The 14,762-nt window shown below is 52.8% G+C and carries 12 protein-coding genes; 9 read left to right on the top strand and 3 right to left on the bottom strand.

Annotated features, from left to right (window positions below):
- Nucleotides 1-202: 202 nt before the first annotated feature.
- The 9 genes from HRM2_RS01365 to HRM2_RS01325 all read left to right on the top strand — a co-directional run bounded on the left by HRM2_RS01365 (nt 203) and on the right by HRM2_RS01325 (nt 9,411).
- A complete protein-coding gene (locus HRM2_RS01365; RefSeq protein ID WP_012662650.1) occupies nt 203-1,327 on the top strand; it encodes a branched-chain amino acid ABC transporter substrate-binding protein in 1,125 nt (374 codons plus the stop codon).
- A gap of 125 nt (nt 1,328-1,452) precedes the next feature.
- Entirely contained in the window at nt 1,453-2,361 is a 909-nt protein-coding gene (locus HRM2_RS01360; protein WP_012662649.1) for a branched-chain amino acid ABC transporter permease, read from the top strand.
- Nucleotides 2,362-2,376: 15 nt separating this feature from the next.
- Nucleotides 2,377-3,582: a high-affinity branched-chain amino acid ABC transporter permease LivM gene (gene livM, locus HRM2_RS01355; protein WP_012662648.1), complete on the top strand. Its 1,206-nt coding sequence runs from the start codon at nt 2,377-2,379 to the stop codon at nt 3,580-3,582.
- Nucleotides 3,582-4,373 carry an ABC transporter ATP-binding protein gene (locus tag HRM2_RS01350; protein ID WP_269719602.1) on the top strand — a complete coding sequence of 264 codons (792 nt, stop codon included), beginning with the start codon at nt 3,582-3,584 and terminating at the stop codon, nt 4,371-4,373. Before livM ends, HRM2_RS01350 begins: the two co-directional genes overlap by 1 nt.
- Complete coding sequence (locus tag HRM2_RS01345; protein ID WP_012662646.1) at nt 4,366-5,073, top strand: ABC transporter ATP-binding protein; 708 nt, start codon at nt 4,366-4,368, stop codon at nt 5,071-5,073. Before HRM2_RS01350 ends, HRM2_RS01345 begins: the two co-directional genes overlap by 8 nt.
- On the top strand, nt 5,070-6,038 hold the full coding sequence (locus tag HRM2_RS01340; RefSeq protein WP_148214535.1) for an iron transporter: 969 nt from the start codon (nt 5,070-5,072) through the stop codon (nt 6,036-6,038). The genes HRM2_RS01345 and HRM2_RS01340 overlap by 4 nt, the downstream gene beginning before the upstream one ends.
- Nucleotides 5,995-7,701 (top strand): DNA repair protein RecN, encoded by a 1,707-nt coding sequence (gene recN, locus HRM2_RS01335; protein WP_012662644.1) that lies wholly within the window; start codon nt 5,995-5,997, stop codon nt 7,699-7,701. The genes HRM2_RS01340 and recN overlap by 44 nt, the downstream gene beginning before the upstream one ends.
- A 90-nt stretch (nt 7,702-7,791) precedes the next feature.
- A complete protein-coding gene (locus HRM2_RS01330; RefSeq protein ID WP_012662643.1) occupies nt 7,792-8,046 on the top strand; it encodes an FmdB family zinc ribbon protein in 255 nt (84 codons plus the stop codon).
- Between the two features lie 69 nt (nt 8,047-8,115).
- Nucleotides 8,116-9,411 (top strand): citrate synthase, encoded by a 1,296-nt coding sequence (locus HRM2_RS01325; protein WP_012662642.1) that lies wholly within the window; start codon nt 8,116-8,118, stop codon nt 9,409-9,411.
- Nucleotides 9,412-9,419: 8 nt separating this feature from the next.
- Here the strand turns inward: HRM2_RS01325 and HRM2_RS01320 are convergent, their stop codons facing one another.
- The 3 genes from HRM2_RS01320 to HRM2_RS01305 all read right to left on the bottom strand — a co-directional run bounded on the left by HRM2_RS01320 (nt 9,420) and on the right by HRM2_RS01305 (nt 14,750).
- On the bottom strand, nt 9,420-11,354 hold the full coding sequence (locus HRM2_RS01320; protein WP_012662641.1) for a molybdopterin biosynthesis protein: 1,935 nt from the start codon (nt 11,352-11,354) through the stop codon (nt 9,420-9,422).
- A 928-nt stretch (nt 11,355-12,282) separates the two neighbouring features.
- Nucleotides 12,283-13,524, bottom strand: a complete 1,242-nt coding sequence (locus HRM2_RS01310) for a molybdopterin molybdotransferase MoeA (RefSeq protein ID WP_012662640.1) — start codon at nt 13,522-13,524, stop codon at nt 12,283-12,285.
- Nucleotides 13,521-14,750, bottom strand: a complete 1,230-nt coding sequence (locus tag HRM2_RS01305; protein WP_012662639.1) for an LL-diaminopimelate aminotransferase — start codon at nt 14,748-14,750, stop codon at nt 13,521-13,523. The genes HRM2_RS01310 and HRM2_RS01305 overlap by 4 nt, the downstream gene beginning before the upstream one ends.
- Nucleotides 14,751-14,762: the final 12 nt, after the last annotated feature.

The following is a 14,762-nucleotide window of genomic DNA, read 5'->3' as shown; positions in this document are numbered from 1 at the left end:
TCTTTTTTGACCCCTTGTGCTGTTGTCCTTTTACCGAACACAGCGACAAATAAGCAAGATTTATTTAAGAATCACTCTCCTGGAGGACAACGATTTTTCACCTAATACCCTGATTTCCATTGACTCTTATCCCCTGCCTGAGTATAGATGATAGGTTGATCCAAGTTTTTTTTATTAAACGAATTTAAACAAGGAGAGTACTATGAAAAAGATGGGGAAAGTGTCGGCCATTTTATCAATACTGCTGTTTGCAGCGGTTGCCCTGACCGGGAACCTGTTTGCCGCAGACACCATCAAATTTGGTGTGGCAGGGGCCCACAGCGGGGATCTTGCATCCTATGGTCTGCCGTCGGTAAAGGCTGCCGAGCTTGTGGTTAAAAAAGTCAACGCAAACGGGGGTATCCTGGGCAAACAGGTGGAACTTCTGGTGGAAGACGACGTATGTAAACCCGAAGTTGCCGGCAACACGGCAACCAAGCTTGTTTCTGACGGCGTCAATGTCGTGCTCGGCCACATCTGCTCAGGTGCCACAAAGGCTGCCCTTGGATTCTACAAGGATGCCGGTATCGTTGTCATGTCTCCGTCCGCCACCACCCCGGATCTTACCCTGAGTGGCGACTATCCCAACTTTTTCAGAACCATTGCCCATGATGCGGTCCAGGCCCAACTCCAGGTCAAGTATGCAACCCAGGTGCTCAAGGTTAAAAAAATCGCAATTCTCCATGACAAGGGTGATTATGGCAAGGGCCAGGCCGAGCTTGCCCAAAAATACTTCACCGAAGCCGGCGTTGAAGTGGCTCTGTTTGAAGGGGTGACCCCGGGTGCCATGGACTATTCAGCCATTGTCACCAAACTCAGCCGTACCAAACCTGACCTTGTCATCTGGGGAGGCTACCATCCAGAGGCCTCCAAAATTGTTGCCCAGATGAGAAAGAAAAGAATGAAAACCGCTTTCATGGGCGGTGACGGCGTAAAGGACAATACCTTTATCAAGGTTGCCGGAAAATACGCAGAGGGAGTCTATGCAACAGGCCCCATGGATATTTCCAGCAATCCCCTTGCCATCCAGGCCAAGAAAGAGCACCAGGATGCCTATGGATCAGATCCCGGCGCATTTTTCGATGCTGCCTATTCCGCAACCCTTGCCCTTTTGAACGCCATTGAAAAGGCAGGGTCCACGGATTATGATGCCATCGTCAAGGTACTTCACACCGACCTTGTGGACACCCCCCTTGGCAAGATCAAATTCGACGAACACGGCGATGCAACGGGCATTGGTTTTTCCGTATACAAGGTTGAAAACGGCAAATTTGTAGAACAGAAATAAGCCAACGACCATCGTGTTGAACGGAATCACCCGGGGACGGGCACAAGACCAGGCTTTGGGCCCGCCCCCCTTTTGTATCCAGAACCCTAACTGAACAGTGCCTTGGGCCAACAAAGCAGGTTTTTATGGATTTTGATTATTTTATGCAGCTCTTTCTCGGCGGGCTTACCCGGGGAAGCATATACGCCCTCATCGCCCTTGGCTATACAATGGTCTACGGCATCATTCAGCTGATTAACTTTGCCCATGGTGAGATTTACATGATTGGCGCCTTTACCGGCCTAATCGTTTCCAGCGTTCTCACCATGGCGGGCATGCCCACCCTGGGGGTGGTGATCATGGCGGCAATGGCGGCAGTTATCTATTCCAGCGCCTATGGATATACCATGGAAAAAATCGCCTATAAGCCCCTTAGAAATGCTCCCAGGCTGTCGGCCCTGATCTCGGCCATCGGCATGTCACTGTTTCTCCAGAACTATGTCCTCCTTGCCCAGACTTCGGATTTTCTCCCCTTTCCCTCGCTGATACCCGATTTTGATTTCTGGGAACCCTACGCCCATCTCATCAGTTCCCCAGAGCTTGTCATCCTTGCCACCACCTTTGTGGTGATGATGCTGTTGACCGTTCTGATCAAATTTACCCGGATCGGCAAGGCCATGCGGGCCACCTCCCAGGATAAGATCATGGCGGCCCTGCTCGGAATTAACGTGGACAGAATCATTTCCGTCACCTTTGTGGTGGGGTCAGCAACGGCTGCCATCGGCGGGCTCCTCATCGCTTCCCACATCGGACAGATCAACTTTTACATGGGATTTATTGCGGGCATCAAGGCCTTTGTGGCGGCAGTCCTTGGCGGTATCGGCAGCATCCCGGGAGCCGTTCTCGGATCCTTTGTCCTTGGCTGGACAGAAAGTTTTTTTACAGGCTACATCTCGAGCGACTACGAGGATGTGTTCGCCTTTATCATCCTGGTGGTAATCCTTATTTTCAGGCCCTCTGGAATCCTGGGAAAATCTGAAACGCAGAAGGTATAAAAAGACGAGTTGATTATGACAGCTAACAATGAAATAAAACGGTCGTTGGCAGCATCGGTCTGGTTCATGTTCCTCACCTTTCCCATCATGGTGATCAAGGTGAACACGGTTACCCATACGGTAGAGTGGCGGTGGGCGAACATGCTCTGGGTGGGTATTGGCGCATTTTTTCTTTCCATGCTCTGGCGCTATCTTCTGATTAAAAAAGAGATGGGCAATAACAAAGAGACCTCTGACAAGCCTGGTCTCGTGCAGACCATCACAGCAAACCCCAGGTTTTACATTCCGGCCCTGGTGGCCCTTGGGGTGTTTATCCTTGTATTTCCCCATCTTTTTTCCATGTATCAGACCAGCATCATGATTTCAGCCCTCATCTATGTGATGCTCGGTCTGGGGCTCAACATCGTAGTCGGTCTTGCCGGCCTGCTGGATCTGGGTTATGTGGCCTTCTTTGCCGTTGGGGCCTATTCCTACGCCCTTCTCAACCTGACCTACGGAATCACCTTCTGGGTCGCCCTTCCCCTGGGCGGACTGCTGGCTGGATGTTTCGGAATACTCCTCGGCTACCCGGTGCTGCGACTCCGGGGAGATTATCTTGCCATCGTAACCCTGGGATTTGGAGAAATCATCCGGCTGGTGCTGGAAAACTGGAACGAATTTTCCCACGGCCCGAGCGGAATTGCCAACATTCCCAAGCCGTCCCTGTTCGGCCTTGATCTTACCCTGGACCAGAAGACCATTTATCTGTTCTACATCCTGGTCCTCCTGGTGCTGTTCACCATCTTTGTGATCAACCGACTCCAGGACTCACGGATTGGACGGGCCTGGGTTGCCCTGAAGGACGATGAGATCGCCTGCCAGGCCATGGGAATCGACAAGGCAAAGACCAAACTGAGGGCCTTTGCCCTGGGGGCTACCTGGGCCGGCATGGGGGGCGTCATCTTTGCTGCCAAGACCACCTTTATTAACCCGGCAAGCTTCACTATATGGGAATCTGTGATCATCCTGTGCACGGTGGTTCTCGGCGGAATGGGCTCCATACTGGGCGTAATTTCAGGTGCGCTGCTGCTCATCCTTCTGCCCGAATACCTCAGGGATTTTGGACAGTTCAGAATGATCACCTTCGGCATCGTCCTCGTTCTCATGATGGTGTTCCGACCCGGGGGCATGATTGAAAACGTCAGAAAAACCTATACGTTCAAGGGAAAGATGGAAAATTGATGAAACCAATTCTTGAAGTGAACAATCTGACAATGGACTTTGGGGGCCTCAGAGCCATTGACCACCTGAATATCTCCATCCAAAAAGGAGAGATCGCAGCCCTGATCGGCCCCAATGGTGCAGGCAAAACAACCTTTTTCAACTGCGTCACCGGCATCTACACCCCCACGGGGGGTGACATCCTTATTGCCCGGGATGGTGGCAACAAGGCCCGGCGCATCAATGGACTCAAGCCCAATGTGGTCACAAAACACGGCCTGGCCAGGACCTTCCAGAACATCCGACTCTTTAGCTCCATGAGCGTTCTTGAAAATGTCATGATCGGCTGCCATCCAGTTACAAAAACCGGGGTCCTCGGGGCAATCCTCAGGGGACCTGCCACACGGGCTGAAGAAAAATTCATCGCGGAAAAAAGCTATGCCATCCTCAAAAAAATCGGCCTTGAACAGTTTGTGAACGAGCTTGCCGTAAACCTTTCCTATGGGGCCCAGCGAAGACTTGAGATTGCAAGGGCCATGGCAACCGACCCCTTTTTGCTGCTCCTTGATGAACCTGCCGCAGGCATGAATCCCCAGGAGACCCGGGACCTGGATGATCTGATCATCCGCATCAGGGATGAGGATAAGATATCCATCCTCCTGATCGAACACGATATGAAACTTGTCATGAGCCTTTCAGACAACATCCATGTGGTGGACTATGGGAAAAAAATTGCCGAAGGGACCCCTGAAGAGATCAGGAACAACGATGTTGTCATAAAAGCCTACCTTGGAGAGGAGATCGATGCTTAAGCTCAGAAATATTCAGTCGTTTTACGGCAACATCCAGGCCCTCAAAAAGGTCTCCCTGGATGTGGAAGAGGGAGAGATCATAACCCTGATCGGTGCCAACGGAGCGGGAAAATCCACCACCCTCATGACCCTTTGCGGGATCGTACCGGCCCGCCACGGAACGATCACCTTTGAGGGCCAGGATATAACGTCCATGGCCCCGGAAAAAATCGTGGCCCTGGGCATCAGTCAGGTGCCGGAAGGACGCAGGATTTTTCCCTACCTGTCGGTCACTGAGAATCTGAACATGGGAAGTTTTTTAAGGAGCGACACCCATAACATCAAAAAAGATATGGATCATATATTTGAACTTTTTCCCATCCTTGCCGAACGGCGCAACCAGCCGGGGGGGACCCTTTCAGGCGGCGAACAACAGATGCTTGCCATTTCAAGGGCTTTAATGTCAAAACCCAAACTTCTGCTTCTGGACGAACCATCCCTGGGACTTGCTCCCCTGATCACCAAGCGGATATTTGAAATCATAAGGCGGATCAACCAGGAGAGTGGAACCACCATCCTGCTGGTTGAACAGAACGCAAACCTTGCCCTTAAGGTGGCGAACAGGGCCTATGTCATGGAGACCGGCACCATCACCATGACCGATACAGGTAAAAACCTCCTTGCCAACGAGGATGTAAAAAAAGCCTACCTGGGGATATGATGACGACCAGGCTTACAGCGGCTGTAAGGGTTGGCCTTGCCCGGGGATGGTCAGGTTATCTCTGGCTTTTAAAAATTCTCATTCCCATCTCGTTTGCAACAGTCCTGCTTGTCTGGTCTGGCTGGCTCTACAGTCTCGATTTTCTGATTCAGCCGGCCATGGGGATTCTCTCACTGCCGGCATCGGCGGCCCTTCCACTGATCATCGGGCTGTTTACAGGTATTTACGGAGCTGTTGCGGCCATGGCGGCCATGGCCCTGACCCTGGATCAGATGACCCTCATCGCTATTTTTCTGCTCATCTCCCACAACATTGTCCAGGAGAGCATCATCCAGGGTCGCTCTGGACTTAACGCCTTTGCTGCGGCAGGATTCAGAATTTTTGTCTCGTTTGCAGTCACCTTTGCTGTGGCCGGGATCATGGATGTGGCAAACCCCGTAACCCTTACAGGATCGGCAACTGCTGTCACAGAAAATCCTGCCCTTGTTCCCATGCTCCGGCAATGGGGCATGGAGATGATCGCACTCTGCATCAAGATCTTTGCCATTATCATGACCCTCATGGTCGCCCTTGAAACCATGAAGACCTTTAACATCATCGATCATACCGTCCGCATCGCAGGCCCTGTTTTCCGACTCCTGGGCCTGAGCCAGGCAACGGGCATGCTCTGGCTCACCGCAGCTATTTTCGGCCTTTCCTATGGTGCGGCCGTCATTGTGGAAGAGGCAAAGTCAAACAATTTCTCTAGGGATGAGCTGACCCGGCTTCAGCTTTCCATCGGCATCAACCATGCCATGGTCGAAGACCCGGCCCTTTTCCTTTCCCTGGGAATCGCCCCCCTGTGGCTTTGGATGCCAAGGCTTGTGGCGGCCATTATCGCCATCTATCTGTTCCATCTTGCAACCTTTGTCAGGAGAATCAATGCTCAGCGAACTTGCCATAAAAAACTTTGCGATCATCGATGATATCCGCATTTCCTTTTCCAGGGGGTTCTCGGTTCTCACCGGTGAAACCGGTGCGGGAAAATCCATCATCATCGAGGCAGTCAACCTCCTCCTCGGGGGACGGGCCGCATCGGATCTTGTTCGAACCGGGGAAAAAATTGCAGAGCTTGAGGCAACCTTTGATATCGAGCCAGGATCGCCTGCGGCCCTGATCATGGCCGACCAGGATATGGACCCGAATGAAGGGCTCATGATCCGCAGGGTCATTGCAGCCAGCGGAAAACACAAGGTATATATCAACTCAAGACAGTCGACCATGCAACTGCTCAAACAGGTGACCTGCAACCTTGCCGGTATATCCAGCCAGCACGCCCACCAGAGTCTTTTCAACGAAGAGAATCACCTGTCGATCCTGGACCGGTTTGCCAAGACCCAAACCCTGGCTGCCGAGGTCAGGCATCTTTACAATGCCCTTAATCCCCTGGTAAGGCAGATCCATGAACTCAGGGCTGGTGCAGATCAAACAGACCAGGAGAACGATTTTTTAAAATTCCAGATCGACGAGATCAAGGCGGCCAACATCCGTGCTGACGAGGATGAAACGCTCCAGAAGGAACGGCTTCGCTTAAAAAATGGGACCGAGATCCTGACCTGTGTGACCTCGGCCGTTGATGAGCTCTTTTCCCGGGAAAATGCTATCCTGGAACGCCTTGGTCGCATCCGCAACGATCTTGAAAAACGATCAGCCCTGGATCCTGCCCTTGTCCAGATTGCAGGCAAGGCCTCCCAGGCCCTGTTCGATCTGGAGGACCTGGCCGAAGAACTCAGGATTTACACCTCAAGAATAGATCTTGATCCCGAACACCTGGACAGAACCGAGGAACGTCTCGACCTGATCCAGCGTCTCAAGCGGAAATACGGCGGCACCCTTGAACAGCTGTTCAAACGCTATGCAGATATGCAGTCACGCCTGGAACAGACGGGCAATGTGGAGCAACGGATTGCCCGCCTTGAAAAAGAGGCTGAAGAAATAGCTGCAACCCTCAGGGAAAAAGCCATGACCCTTTCTGAAAAACGCAAGGCCGGGGCAGAAACCCTGGGTCATCTTGCTGAAAAAGAGCTTGGCGAACTTGAAATGGGTAATACCCGCTTTGTGGTTTTTCTGGGTCACATCCCCGCAGATGAAACCGGTTATTTCACCGTGGATAAACGGTTGATCTCCCCCACCGGCATGGACCGGGTCTCCTTCCTTATCTCACCCAACCCCGGTGAAGAGCCAAGGCCGTTGAGTCGCATCGCTTCGGGTGGAGAACTCTCCCGGGTGGTCCTTGCCCTCAAGGCGATTCTTTCCAGAACAGAGGCCCTTGGCACCCTTGTATTTGACGAGGTTGATTCAGGAGTGGGGGGCAAAACCTCGGACAAGGTCGGCAAAAAGCTGAGGGCCCTTGCCGAGACCTACCAGGTGATCTGCATCACCCATCTTGCCCAGATCGCAAGATTTGGCACCAGCCACTTTCGCATCGAAAAAAAGGTGCACAACGGCAGAACCGCCACCGCCATAACGCCCCTGGCAGACATGGAAAGCCGGGTGGCCGAAATTGCACGCATGATCGGCGGAGAAAAAATCACCAGCACCACCCTGGCCCATGCAAGGGAGATGCTTACAAATCATTTCCCCTATTGACATCTCCATCTTCGTCACTACAATGAAATATTGTAAACATATGGCCAACGGCTGATTACCCAGAAAATCTAAATAGGAAAGGATTGTACCATGCCCATATATGAATTTAAATGTTCGGAATGTGAAACCTTTTTTGAAGTTCTTGTCATGAAAAGCGACGAAGAGTTTGAAATCAAATGCCCCAAATGCAACTCGTCAGCCGCTGAAAGGGTTGTGAGCGCCACAAACTACGCCATGGCCCCCTCTTCATCGGGCGGTCAGGCCAAAGGAGCCTCCAAGCAGGAGAGAACCTGTTCAAGCGGTTCATGCACCACCTACACCGTTCCCGGGGAGAGTCGAAACTGATTTTGTACCGAGTCCTTTTCCCGTTATCAAGCTTTTCTGATTCCTGATTCTAATTTTAAGGAGATTTCCATGTCCCAGCATGCCACACTCACCATTGATGGAAAAACCTTTGAACTGCCTGTTATCACGGGAAGCGAAGGCGAACGAGCCATTGATATCCGTTCTCTTAGAGACAGTACCGGGTTGATCACCTATGATCCCGGCTTTGGCAACACGGGAAGTTGTTCCAGCGCCATTACCTTCATGGACGGAGAACGAGGGATTCTTCGTTACCGGGGAATTCCCATTGAACAGCTTGCAGAGCGTTCAACCTTTGTGGAAACAGCCTACCTGCTGATCACGGGAAAACTTCCCAACCGCGAAGAACTCACACATACCAGTGTGATGCTCAACGATGCGTCCCTTCTCCACGAGGATATGAAGATCTTTTACCAGAATTACCCGAGCAAGGCCCATCCCATGGGAATCCTCTCGGCCATGGTCAATGCCATGCGAAGCTTTTATCCGGAACTCATTGACCTTGAGGAGGATATCAGCATAACCTTTCTCAGGCTCATCTCCAAGGTCAGAACCATGGCCGCCATGGCCTACAAGATCTCCAAGGGACACAAGACCGTCTACCCCCGGCCCGATTACTCCTACGCGGCAAATTTTCTCCACATGATGTTTGACAACCCCGTGATTCCCTATGAAATGGACTACGACATGGTCCAGGCCCTCAACGTGTTCTGGATTCTCCATGCCGACCACGAGCAGAACTGCTCCACGGCAGCCGTGAGGGTTGTGGGCAGTGGCCAGGTAAACGTCTATGCAGCCATATCAGCCGGCATTTCCGCCCTGTGGGGACCCCTCCACGGAGGCGCCAATCAGGCCGTTATCGGTATGCTCGAGCAGATCAGAAACGAAGGACTGACCATTTCCAAGGCCGTTGCCAAGGCCAAGGACAAGAATGACCCCTTCAGACTCATGGGGTTTGGCCACAGGGTGTACAAGACCTATGACCCCAGGGCAAAGATCATGAAAAAAATGTGCGATCTTATCCTGAAGAAGGACCGGCCCGCCGAAAATGGTGGTATGGATCCCCTTCTGGACATTGCCATGGCCCTTGAGGATGCTGCCCTTGCCGACCCCTATTTCCAGGAAAAGAACCTATACCCCAATGTGGACTTCTATTCGGGAATTGTCCTAAGGGCCATGGGGATCCCCACCAATATGTTCACCGTCATGTTTGCCATTGGACGGCTGCCAGGCTGGCTTGCCCAGTGGCGGGAAGATGCTCTGGATCCCCTGAGAAAGATTTCAAGACCCCGGCAGGTATATACGGGCGAAACCATTACCGATTATACGCCCATGGACGAAAGGTAAACAAGGATCTAACTCTTAAATATAATTTCACCTGTCTTTTCAGTTCCATACCCCCCAAGGGACTGGACACGACTTTTGAAAGCATCTGTCCGGATGGTTTCGATGAGCGTCTGGACCTTGTCCGTGTTGAAAAATCGGTCCGGAATGATCAGGTCATACTCTTCAGTGACAACGGGGATAAAGTCAAGCTCCAGGGCCTTTGCTGCTGCGTGAATGCCAAGGCCTGCATCTGCCCTGCCCGACAGAACAGCTACGGCAACGGACATGTGGGTGTACTCTTCAGCGGTATACCCTTTGATGTCATCGGGCTTCAGCCCCAGGGCCCCGAGCTTGTAATCAAACAGTATCCGGGTGCCGGATCCGGCCTGGCGGTTAATGAACATCAGATCCTTTGACTTGAGATCTTCCATGCCCTGGATCCCCCTGGGGTTCCCCCTTGGGACCATGAGCCCCTGATCCCGCATGACAAGGTTTACCACCCAAACAGATTCCCCGGGCAGGTACCGTTTTATGTATGAAAGGTTGTAGGAGCCGTCGTCGGGGTCAAGCAGGTGGGCCCCGGCCATGTGACAGGTCCCTTTTTTGATGGCCATGAGACCGCCCATGCTGCCCACATGACTCGAGGAGATGCTGACTCCATTGGCGGTTCGCCGGATCTGATCGGCAAGAACATCCAGGGTGTTGTCATGGGAACCGGTGATAACGATGGTCTTTTCAATGGCAATCCGGGGTCTTAAGAACTCAGCCTCAACCGGGACCCCCTCCTGGATCCCCTCGGTGTCTGCAGGAATGCGGATGATGCCGTCGGCACGGGTCAGGGTGGTAATGCTCCCCGCCCCCCTGGGAAGCTGTGAAGCGATGAGACGGCCGTCCACGGATCCGATCTTTACCCGGACAAACTCCTCCTGACCGAGCTTTGATGCCATCTTTCTGCCGGGTATCACCATGGCCTTTTCCCGGTCGGGCCTGTAAAGACCCTGCATGGACAAAAGCAGGGGTCCGGCAAACTGCTCAAAAGCGACAATGGCCGATACGGGGTAACCGGGAATGCCGAACACGGGCTTTCCTTGAATGGTTCCGAAAAGAACGGGTTTGCCCGGCATCATGGTAACCCCGTGGAGAAGAACTTCGCCAAGGGCTTCAACAATGGGTTTTGCAAAATCCTCTGATCCGGCAGACGATCCTCCGATAATGAGAACCATGTCAACCCCCTTTATGATCGCCTCTTCCACAGCAGCCGTCATGGTTTCAAGATTGTCCTTTAAAAGGGTGTGACAAAGGCTGGTTGCCCCATGATCCCGGCACAGGGCGGCAAGCACGTGGGAATTTGAATCAATAACTTCCCCTGGCACCATTCCCCGCTGTTGGATCTTTTCCCACTGTCTGAGCTCATTACCCGTGGGAATAATGAGCACATTCGGTCGTTTTCTGACGCAAACAGAAAAAACACCCCCTGATACCAGTGCCCCCATGGAGTAAGCCGTGATTGTGTGACCCCGGGGAAACAAAAGCTCTGTTGCCACAATGTCCTCACCCATTTTTCTGACATTCTGCCAGGGAAATACCGGCGCCTCGATCTCAACACCCTGGTCGTCAAGAATGTTCAGGTTTTCGATCATAATCACGGCATTGGTACCTTCGGGCATGACATGGCCGGTGTTGACCCAGAAGGCGTCCGCCCCCGGGTGCAAAACAATGGGAGCGTCCGGACTGGCGCCAAAGGTAACGCCGGCATCCACGGCAATACCGTCCATGGCTGCCGCATGGAAGTTTGGAGACGACAGGGCCGCAACGGCAGGCTCAACCAGAACCCGTCCCTGGGCCTCCACCGAAGAAATGGTCTCAGAACCCATGGTTGCAAGGGTGGAAAATTTGTCAAAGAGGATCTTTTTTGCCTCTTCAATACTCTTCATTTTAAGGTATATGTTTCGTTTAGACGTCATGGGTTTTTCCCCGTATTTTTTTTTATATGAAACACTTGCCAAAGCATTGTCAATGACGGCGTTTCAAAATTCGTTGAGGCCGGAGCCATACCTCGCTCCGGCCGTGCCGGTTTATATGAAACACCCACCAAAGCATTGCAAAAAGAGGCGTTTCATTGTTCGTTGTGGCCAGAGCAGATACATCGTTCCGGCCGTGCCGGTTTATAAGAAACTCTTGTCGAAACATCATTGTGAAAGTCTCGACTTTAGAGCCCTCTTTGGTTACCCTGACTGGAACATTGTAAACCAAAGGGGTTAGGATTTTTGCCCTTCCAGGCGTTAAGAAGCGCAGGCTGTTTGAGGACTTTAGCCCGCAGTTCCTGCGCTTTAGTCTGGAAGGGCAAAAATCCCCCCGACGTTTACCGTTCCGGTCAGGGTAACCAAAGAGGGCGGAATGGTACTATCGCCTGCCCGGTATCATCGTGTTTCATGCTTCGTTGTGTCGGCAGGCCGACATGGCCGTTATATGAAACTCGCTTCGATCGGCAGGCGGAAACGGGTGTTACCCTTCTCTCATTCTCTCATTCTCCCAGGCCGTCCATGGCCTGGTCCGAGGGAAATGGCAACTCCTTGGACCTCGTGTCCACCGTTGCCATTTAATCCGTTCAGGGCAACACCCGTTCCCGCCTGCCTACTAGTGTCGAGTTTCGTGTTTCCTTGTGTCCGCCAGGACATCTGGATTATAAGAAACTTCCGTCGAAACATCATTGTGAAAGTCTCGACTTTCGAGCCCCCTTTTGTTTCCCTGACCGGAGCATTGTAAACCAAAGGGGGCGGAATGGTGCCATCGCCTGCCCTGTATTATCGTGTTTCATCGTTCATTGTAGCCGGATGCCATCTCTCACCCCGGCCGTGCCGGTTTAATGGACAAGGGCCAAACACCGGCCCATCAAAAATAATTGCTCAAGGGCATGATCTGAACCATTGTGTCTCTTTCAACACCCTCGACATTTTCTCCGATCTCAAGCAACCCGTCGGCCAGGACCATGGTCCGGATCAGGCCGGATTTGCCAAGCACAGGTTCTGCCACAAGGCCCTGCCCGTCCGTTTTAAGGCAAACCCTGACAAAATCGCTTCTGCCCTGGGCCGAGGCAATGTTTCTCGAGAGTCTGGCCGGCAGGGTGATGGCAGATCCCGGGGGGCTGGAAAGCCCCTGGAGCCTGTTGAGAAAGGGCAGTACCACCACCCGGAAAACCACCATGGCCGATACCACATGACCGGGAAGCCCCCACACAGGCTTGATACCCGATCGTGCCAGGATCGTGGGTTTTCCAGGGCTGATGGAGATACCATGGATAAGGAGTCGGGTTTGGGCAAGTTTTGAGAGAATCTCCACGGTAAAGTCCCTGACACCCACGGAGCTTCCCCCGGAGATGAGAACCATGTCGCAGTGGTCAACGGCCTGCCGGCACACGCTGAAAAGTGCCTCTTCATTGTCCTTGACAATGCCGTAGCAGACAGGAACCGCACCGGCCTCCCTGACAAGGCCCGCAAGGGTATAGGTATTGATGTCCCGGATCTCTCCCAGGGCCGGCGTCTGTGTCACCGGGACAACCTCGTCCCCGGTGGAGATGATGCCCACAATCGGGCGCTTGAACACCTTGAGTCGATCCAGGCCAAGGGCTGCGGCAAGCCCCGCTTCCTGGGGCCTTACCCTTGTGCCAACGCCAAGGATGGTTTCATTTTTTTTAAAATCCTCGTTTCGGTCAATGACGTTGGTCATGGGGGCAACGCTCTTGTACACCTCAATGGCCGTTTCATCCACCGCATCCGTGTGCTCGATCATCACGACGCTGTCCGCACCGGAAGGCAACATGCCGCCGGTGGATATTCTTGCTGCCTCACCCGGTGCGAGGGTAAATTCAGGCACCTTGCCCATGGGAATGGCTTGGGTCAAGGTGAGCCAGGCCGGACTGGATTCCGACGCCCCAAAGGTTGAATCTGCCTTAACGGCATACCCATCCATGGTCGATCGCTTGAAACCGGGAAGATCCTGATCGGCTGCGATCTCCTCACCCAGAACCCTAAAAAAGGCCTCGTCAATGGGAACCGTCTCCTGAAGGACCGGTTTAAAGGAGCCCACCAGGGCCATAACCTCTTTGAGGGTTTTTACCTTAAAAAAATTCTTCATGATCCCAGGGCTTCTTTCATGCGGGCCATGGCAGTCTCAACTTTTTCACGGCTGTTAAAGGCACTGATTCTGATATACCCCTCACCGCATTGTCCAAAACCGGTACCCGGCGTGCAGACCACCCCGGCCTTTTTAAGAAGCAGGTCAAAAAAAGCCCAGGAATCCCGACCGTTGCCGTTTATCCAGACGTAGGGAGAATCTATTCCGCCCACACAGTCAAACCCCATGGTGTCCATGGCCCTTCGAATAATTCCTGCATTATCCAGGTACCCATCGGCAAGTGCCTTGACCTGGGCCTTGCCCTCGGTGGAGTAGACCGCCTCGGCCGCCCGCTGGACCGGATAGGAAACCCCGTTGAACTTGGTCGTATGACGCCGGTTCCATAGGGGATGAAGGGCGATGGCGGCGCCTTTTTGATCAAACACCCTGCATGCCTTTGGCACCACGGTGTAGGCACACCGGGTTCCGGTAAAACCTGCGGTCTTGGAAAAACTTCTGAATTCTACGGCCACCTCTTTTGCACCCTCAATTTCGTAAATGGATCGGGGGAGCGTATCATCCCGGATAAAGGCCTCATAGGCTGCATCAAACAGGATCAGGGCCTTTGCCTCGTGGGCATAATCCACCCAGCGTTTGAGTTCGGGCTTTGTAATGGTCGTTCCCGTGGGGTTGTTGGGAAAACACAGATAGATAAGATCTACCTGTTCTTGTGGAAGATCCGGTACAAAATTATTCTCTGCGGTGCAGTCCATGTAACTGACCCCACCATACCTGCCGTCTTTGAACTCACCGGTTCGACCGGCCATGACGTTGGTGTCAAGGTAAACAGGGTAAACAGGGTCTGGAATGGCGATGCGTATGTCCGTGCTGAAAAGCTCCTGGAAATTTCCAGTGTCACATTTGGCCCCGTCACTCACAAAAATCTCGTCACTGTCAATGTCGGCTCCCCGGGCCTTGAAATCCTCAGACGCGATCTTCTCCCGGAGAAAGGCATATCCCTGCTCGGGTCCATAGCCCCGGAAGGTGGCATCATTAGCCATTTCATCAACCCCCCGGTGAAAGGCCGCAACACAGGCGTCGGGCAGGGCATGGGTAACGTCACCGATACCCAGTCGAATGATGTCAACCCCAGGATGGCTCTCCTGGTGGGCAGCCACCCGTTTTGCAATGTCTGAAAAGAGATAGGAGGATCTTAGTTTTTCATAGTGTGGATTAGATCTTATCATTAAATGTCCTTT

It is taken from the genome of Desulforapulum autotrophicum HRM2 (assembly GCF_000020365.1).
Classification (GTDB): Bacteria; Desulfobacterota; Desulfobacteria; order Desulfobacterales; family Desulfobacteraceae; genus Desulforapulum; species Desulforapulum autotrophicum.
This window is presented reverse-complemented; position numbering and strand designations above follow the sequence as displayed.

Excerpts from the sequence above, each read along its gene's own strand:
- HRM2_RS01365 (WP_012662650.1), top strand. The coding sequence starts at position 203 with ATGAAAAAGATGGGGAAAGTGTCGGCCATTTTATCAATACTGCTGTTT.
- HRM2_RS01360 (WP_012662649.1), top strand. The coding sequence starts at position 1,453 with ATGGATTTTGATTATTTTATGCAGCTCTTTCTCGGCGGGCTTACCCGG.
- livM (WP_012662648.1), top strand. The coding sequence starts at position 2,377 with ATGACAGCTAACAATGAAATAAAACGGTCGTTGGCAGCATCGGTCTGG.
- HRM2_RS01350 (WP_269719602.1), top strand. The coding sequence starts at position 3,582 with ATGAAACCAATTCTTGAAGTGAACAATCTGACAATGGACTTTGGGGGC.
- HRM2_RS01345 (WP_012662646.1), top strand. The coding sequence starts at position 4,366 with ATGCTTAAGCTCAGAAATATTCAGTCGTTTTACGGCAACATCCAGGCC.
- HRM2_RS01340 (WP_148214535.1), top strand. The coding sequence starts at position 5,070 with ATGATGACGACCAGGCTTACAGCGGCTGTAAGGGTTGGCCTTGCCCGG.
- recN (WP_012662644.1), top strand. The coding sequence starts at position 5,995 with ATGCTCAGCGAACTTGCCATAAAAAACTTTGCGATCATCGATGATATC.
- HRM2_RS01330 (WP_012662643.1), top strand. The coding sequence starts at position 7,792 with ATGCCCATATATGAATTTAAATGTTCGGAATGTGAAACCTTTTTTGAA.
- HRM2_RS01325 (WP_012662642.1), top strand. The coding sequence starts at position 8,116 with ATGTCCCAGCATGCCACACTCACCATTGATGGAAAAACCTTTGAACTG.
- HRM2_RS01320 (WP_012662641.1), bottom strand. The coding sequence starts at position 11,354 with ATGACGTCTAAACGAAACATATACCTTAAAATGAAGAGTATTGAAGAG.
- HRM2_RS01310 (WP_012662640.1), bottom strand. The coding sequence starts at position 13,524 with ATGAAGAATTTTTTTAAGGTAAAAACCCTCAAAGAGGTTATGGCCCTG.
- HRM2_RS01305 (WP_012662639.1), bottom strand. The coding sequence starts at position 14,750 with ATGATAAGATCTAATCCACACTATGAAAAACTAAGATCCTCCTATCTC.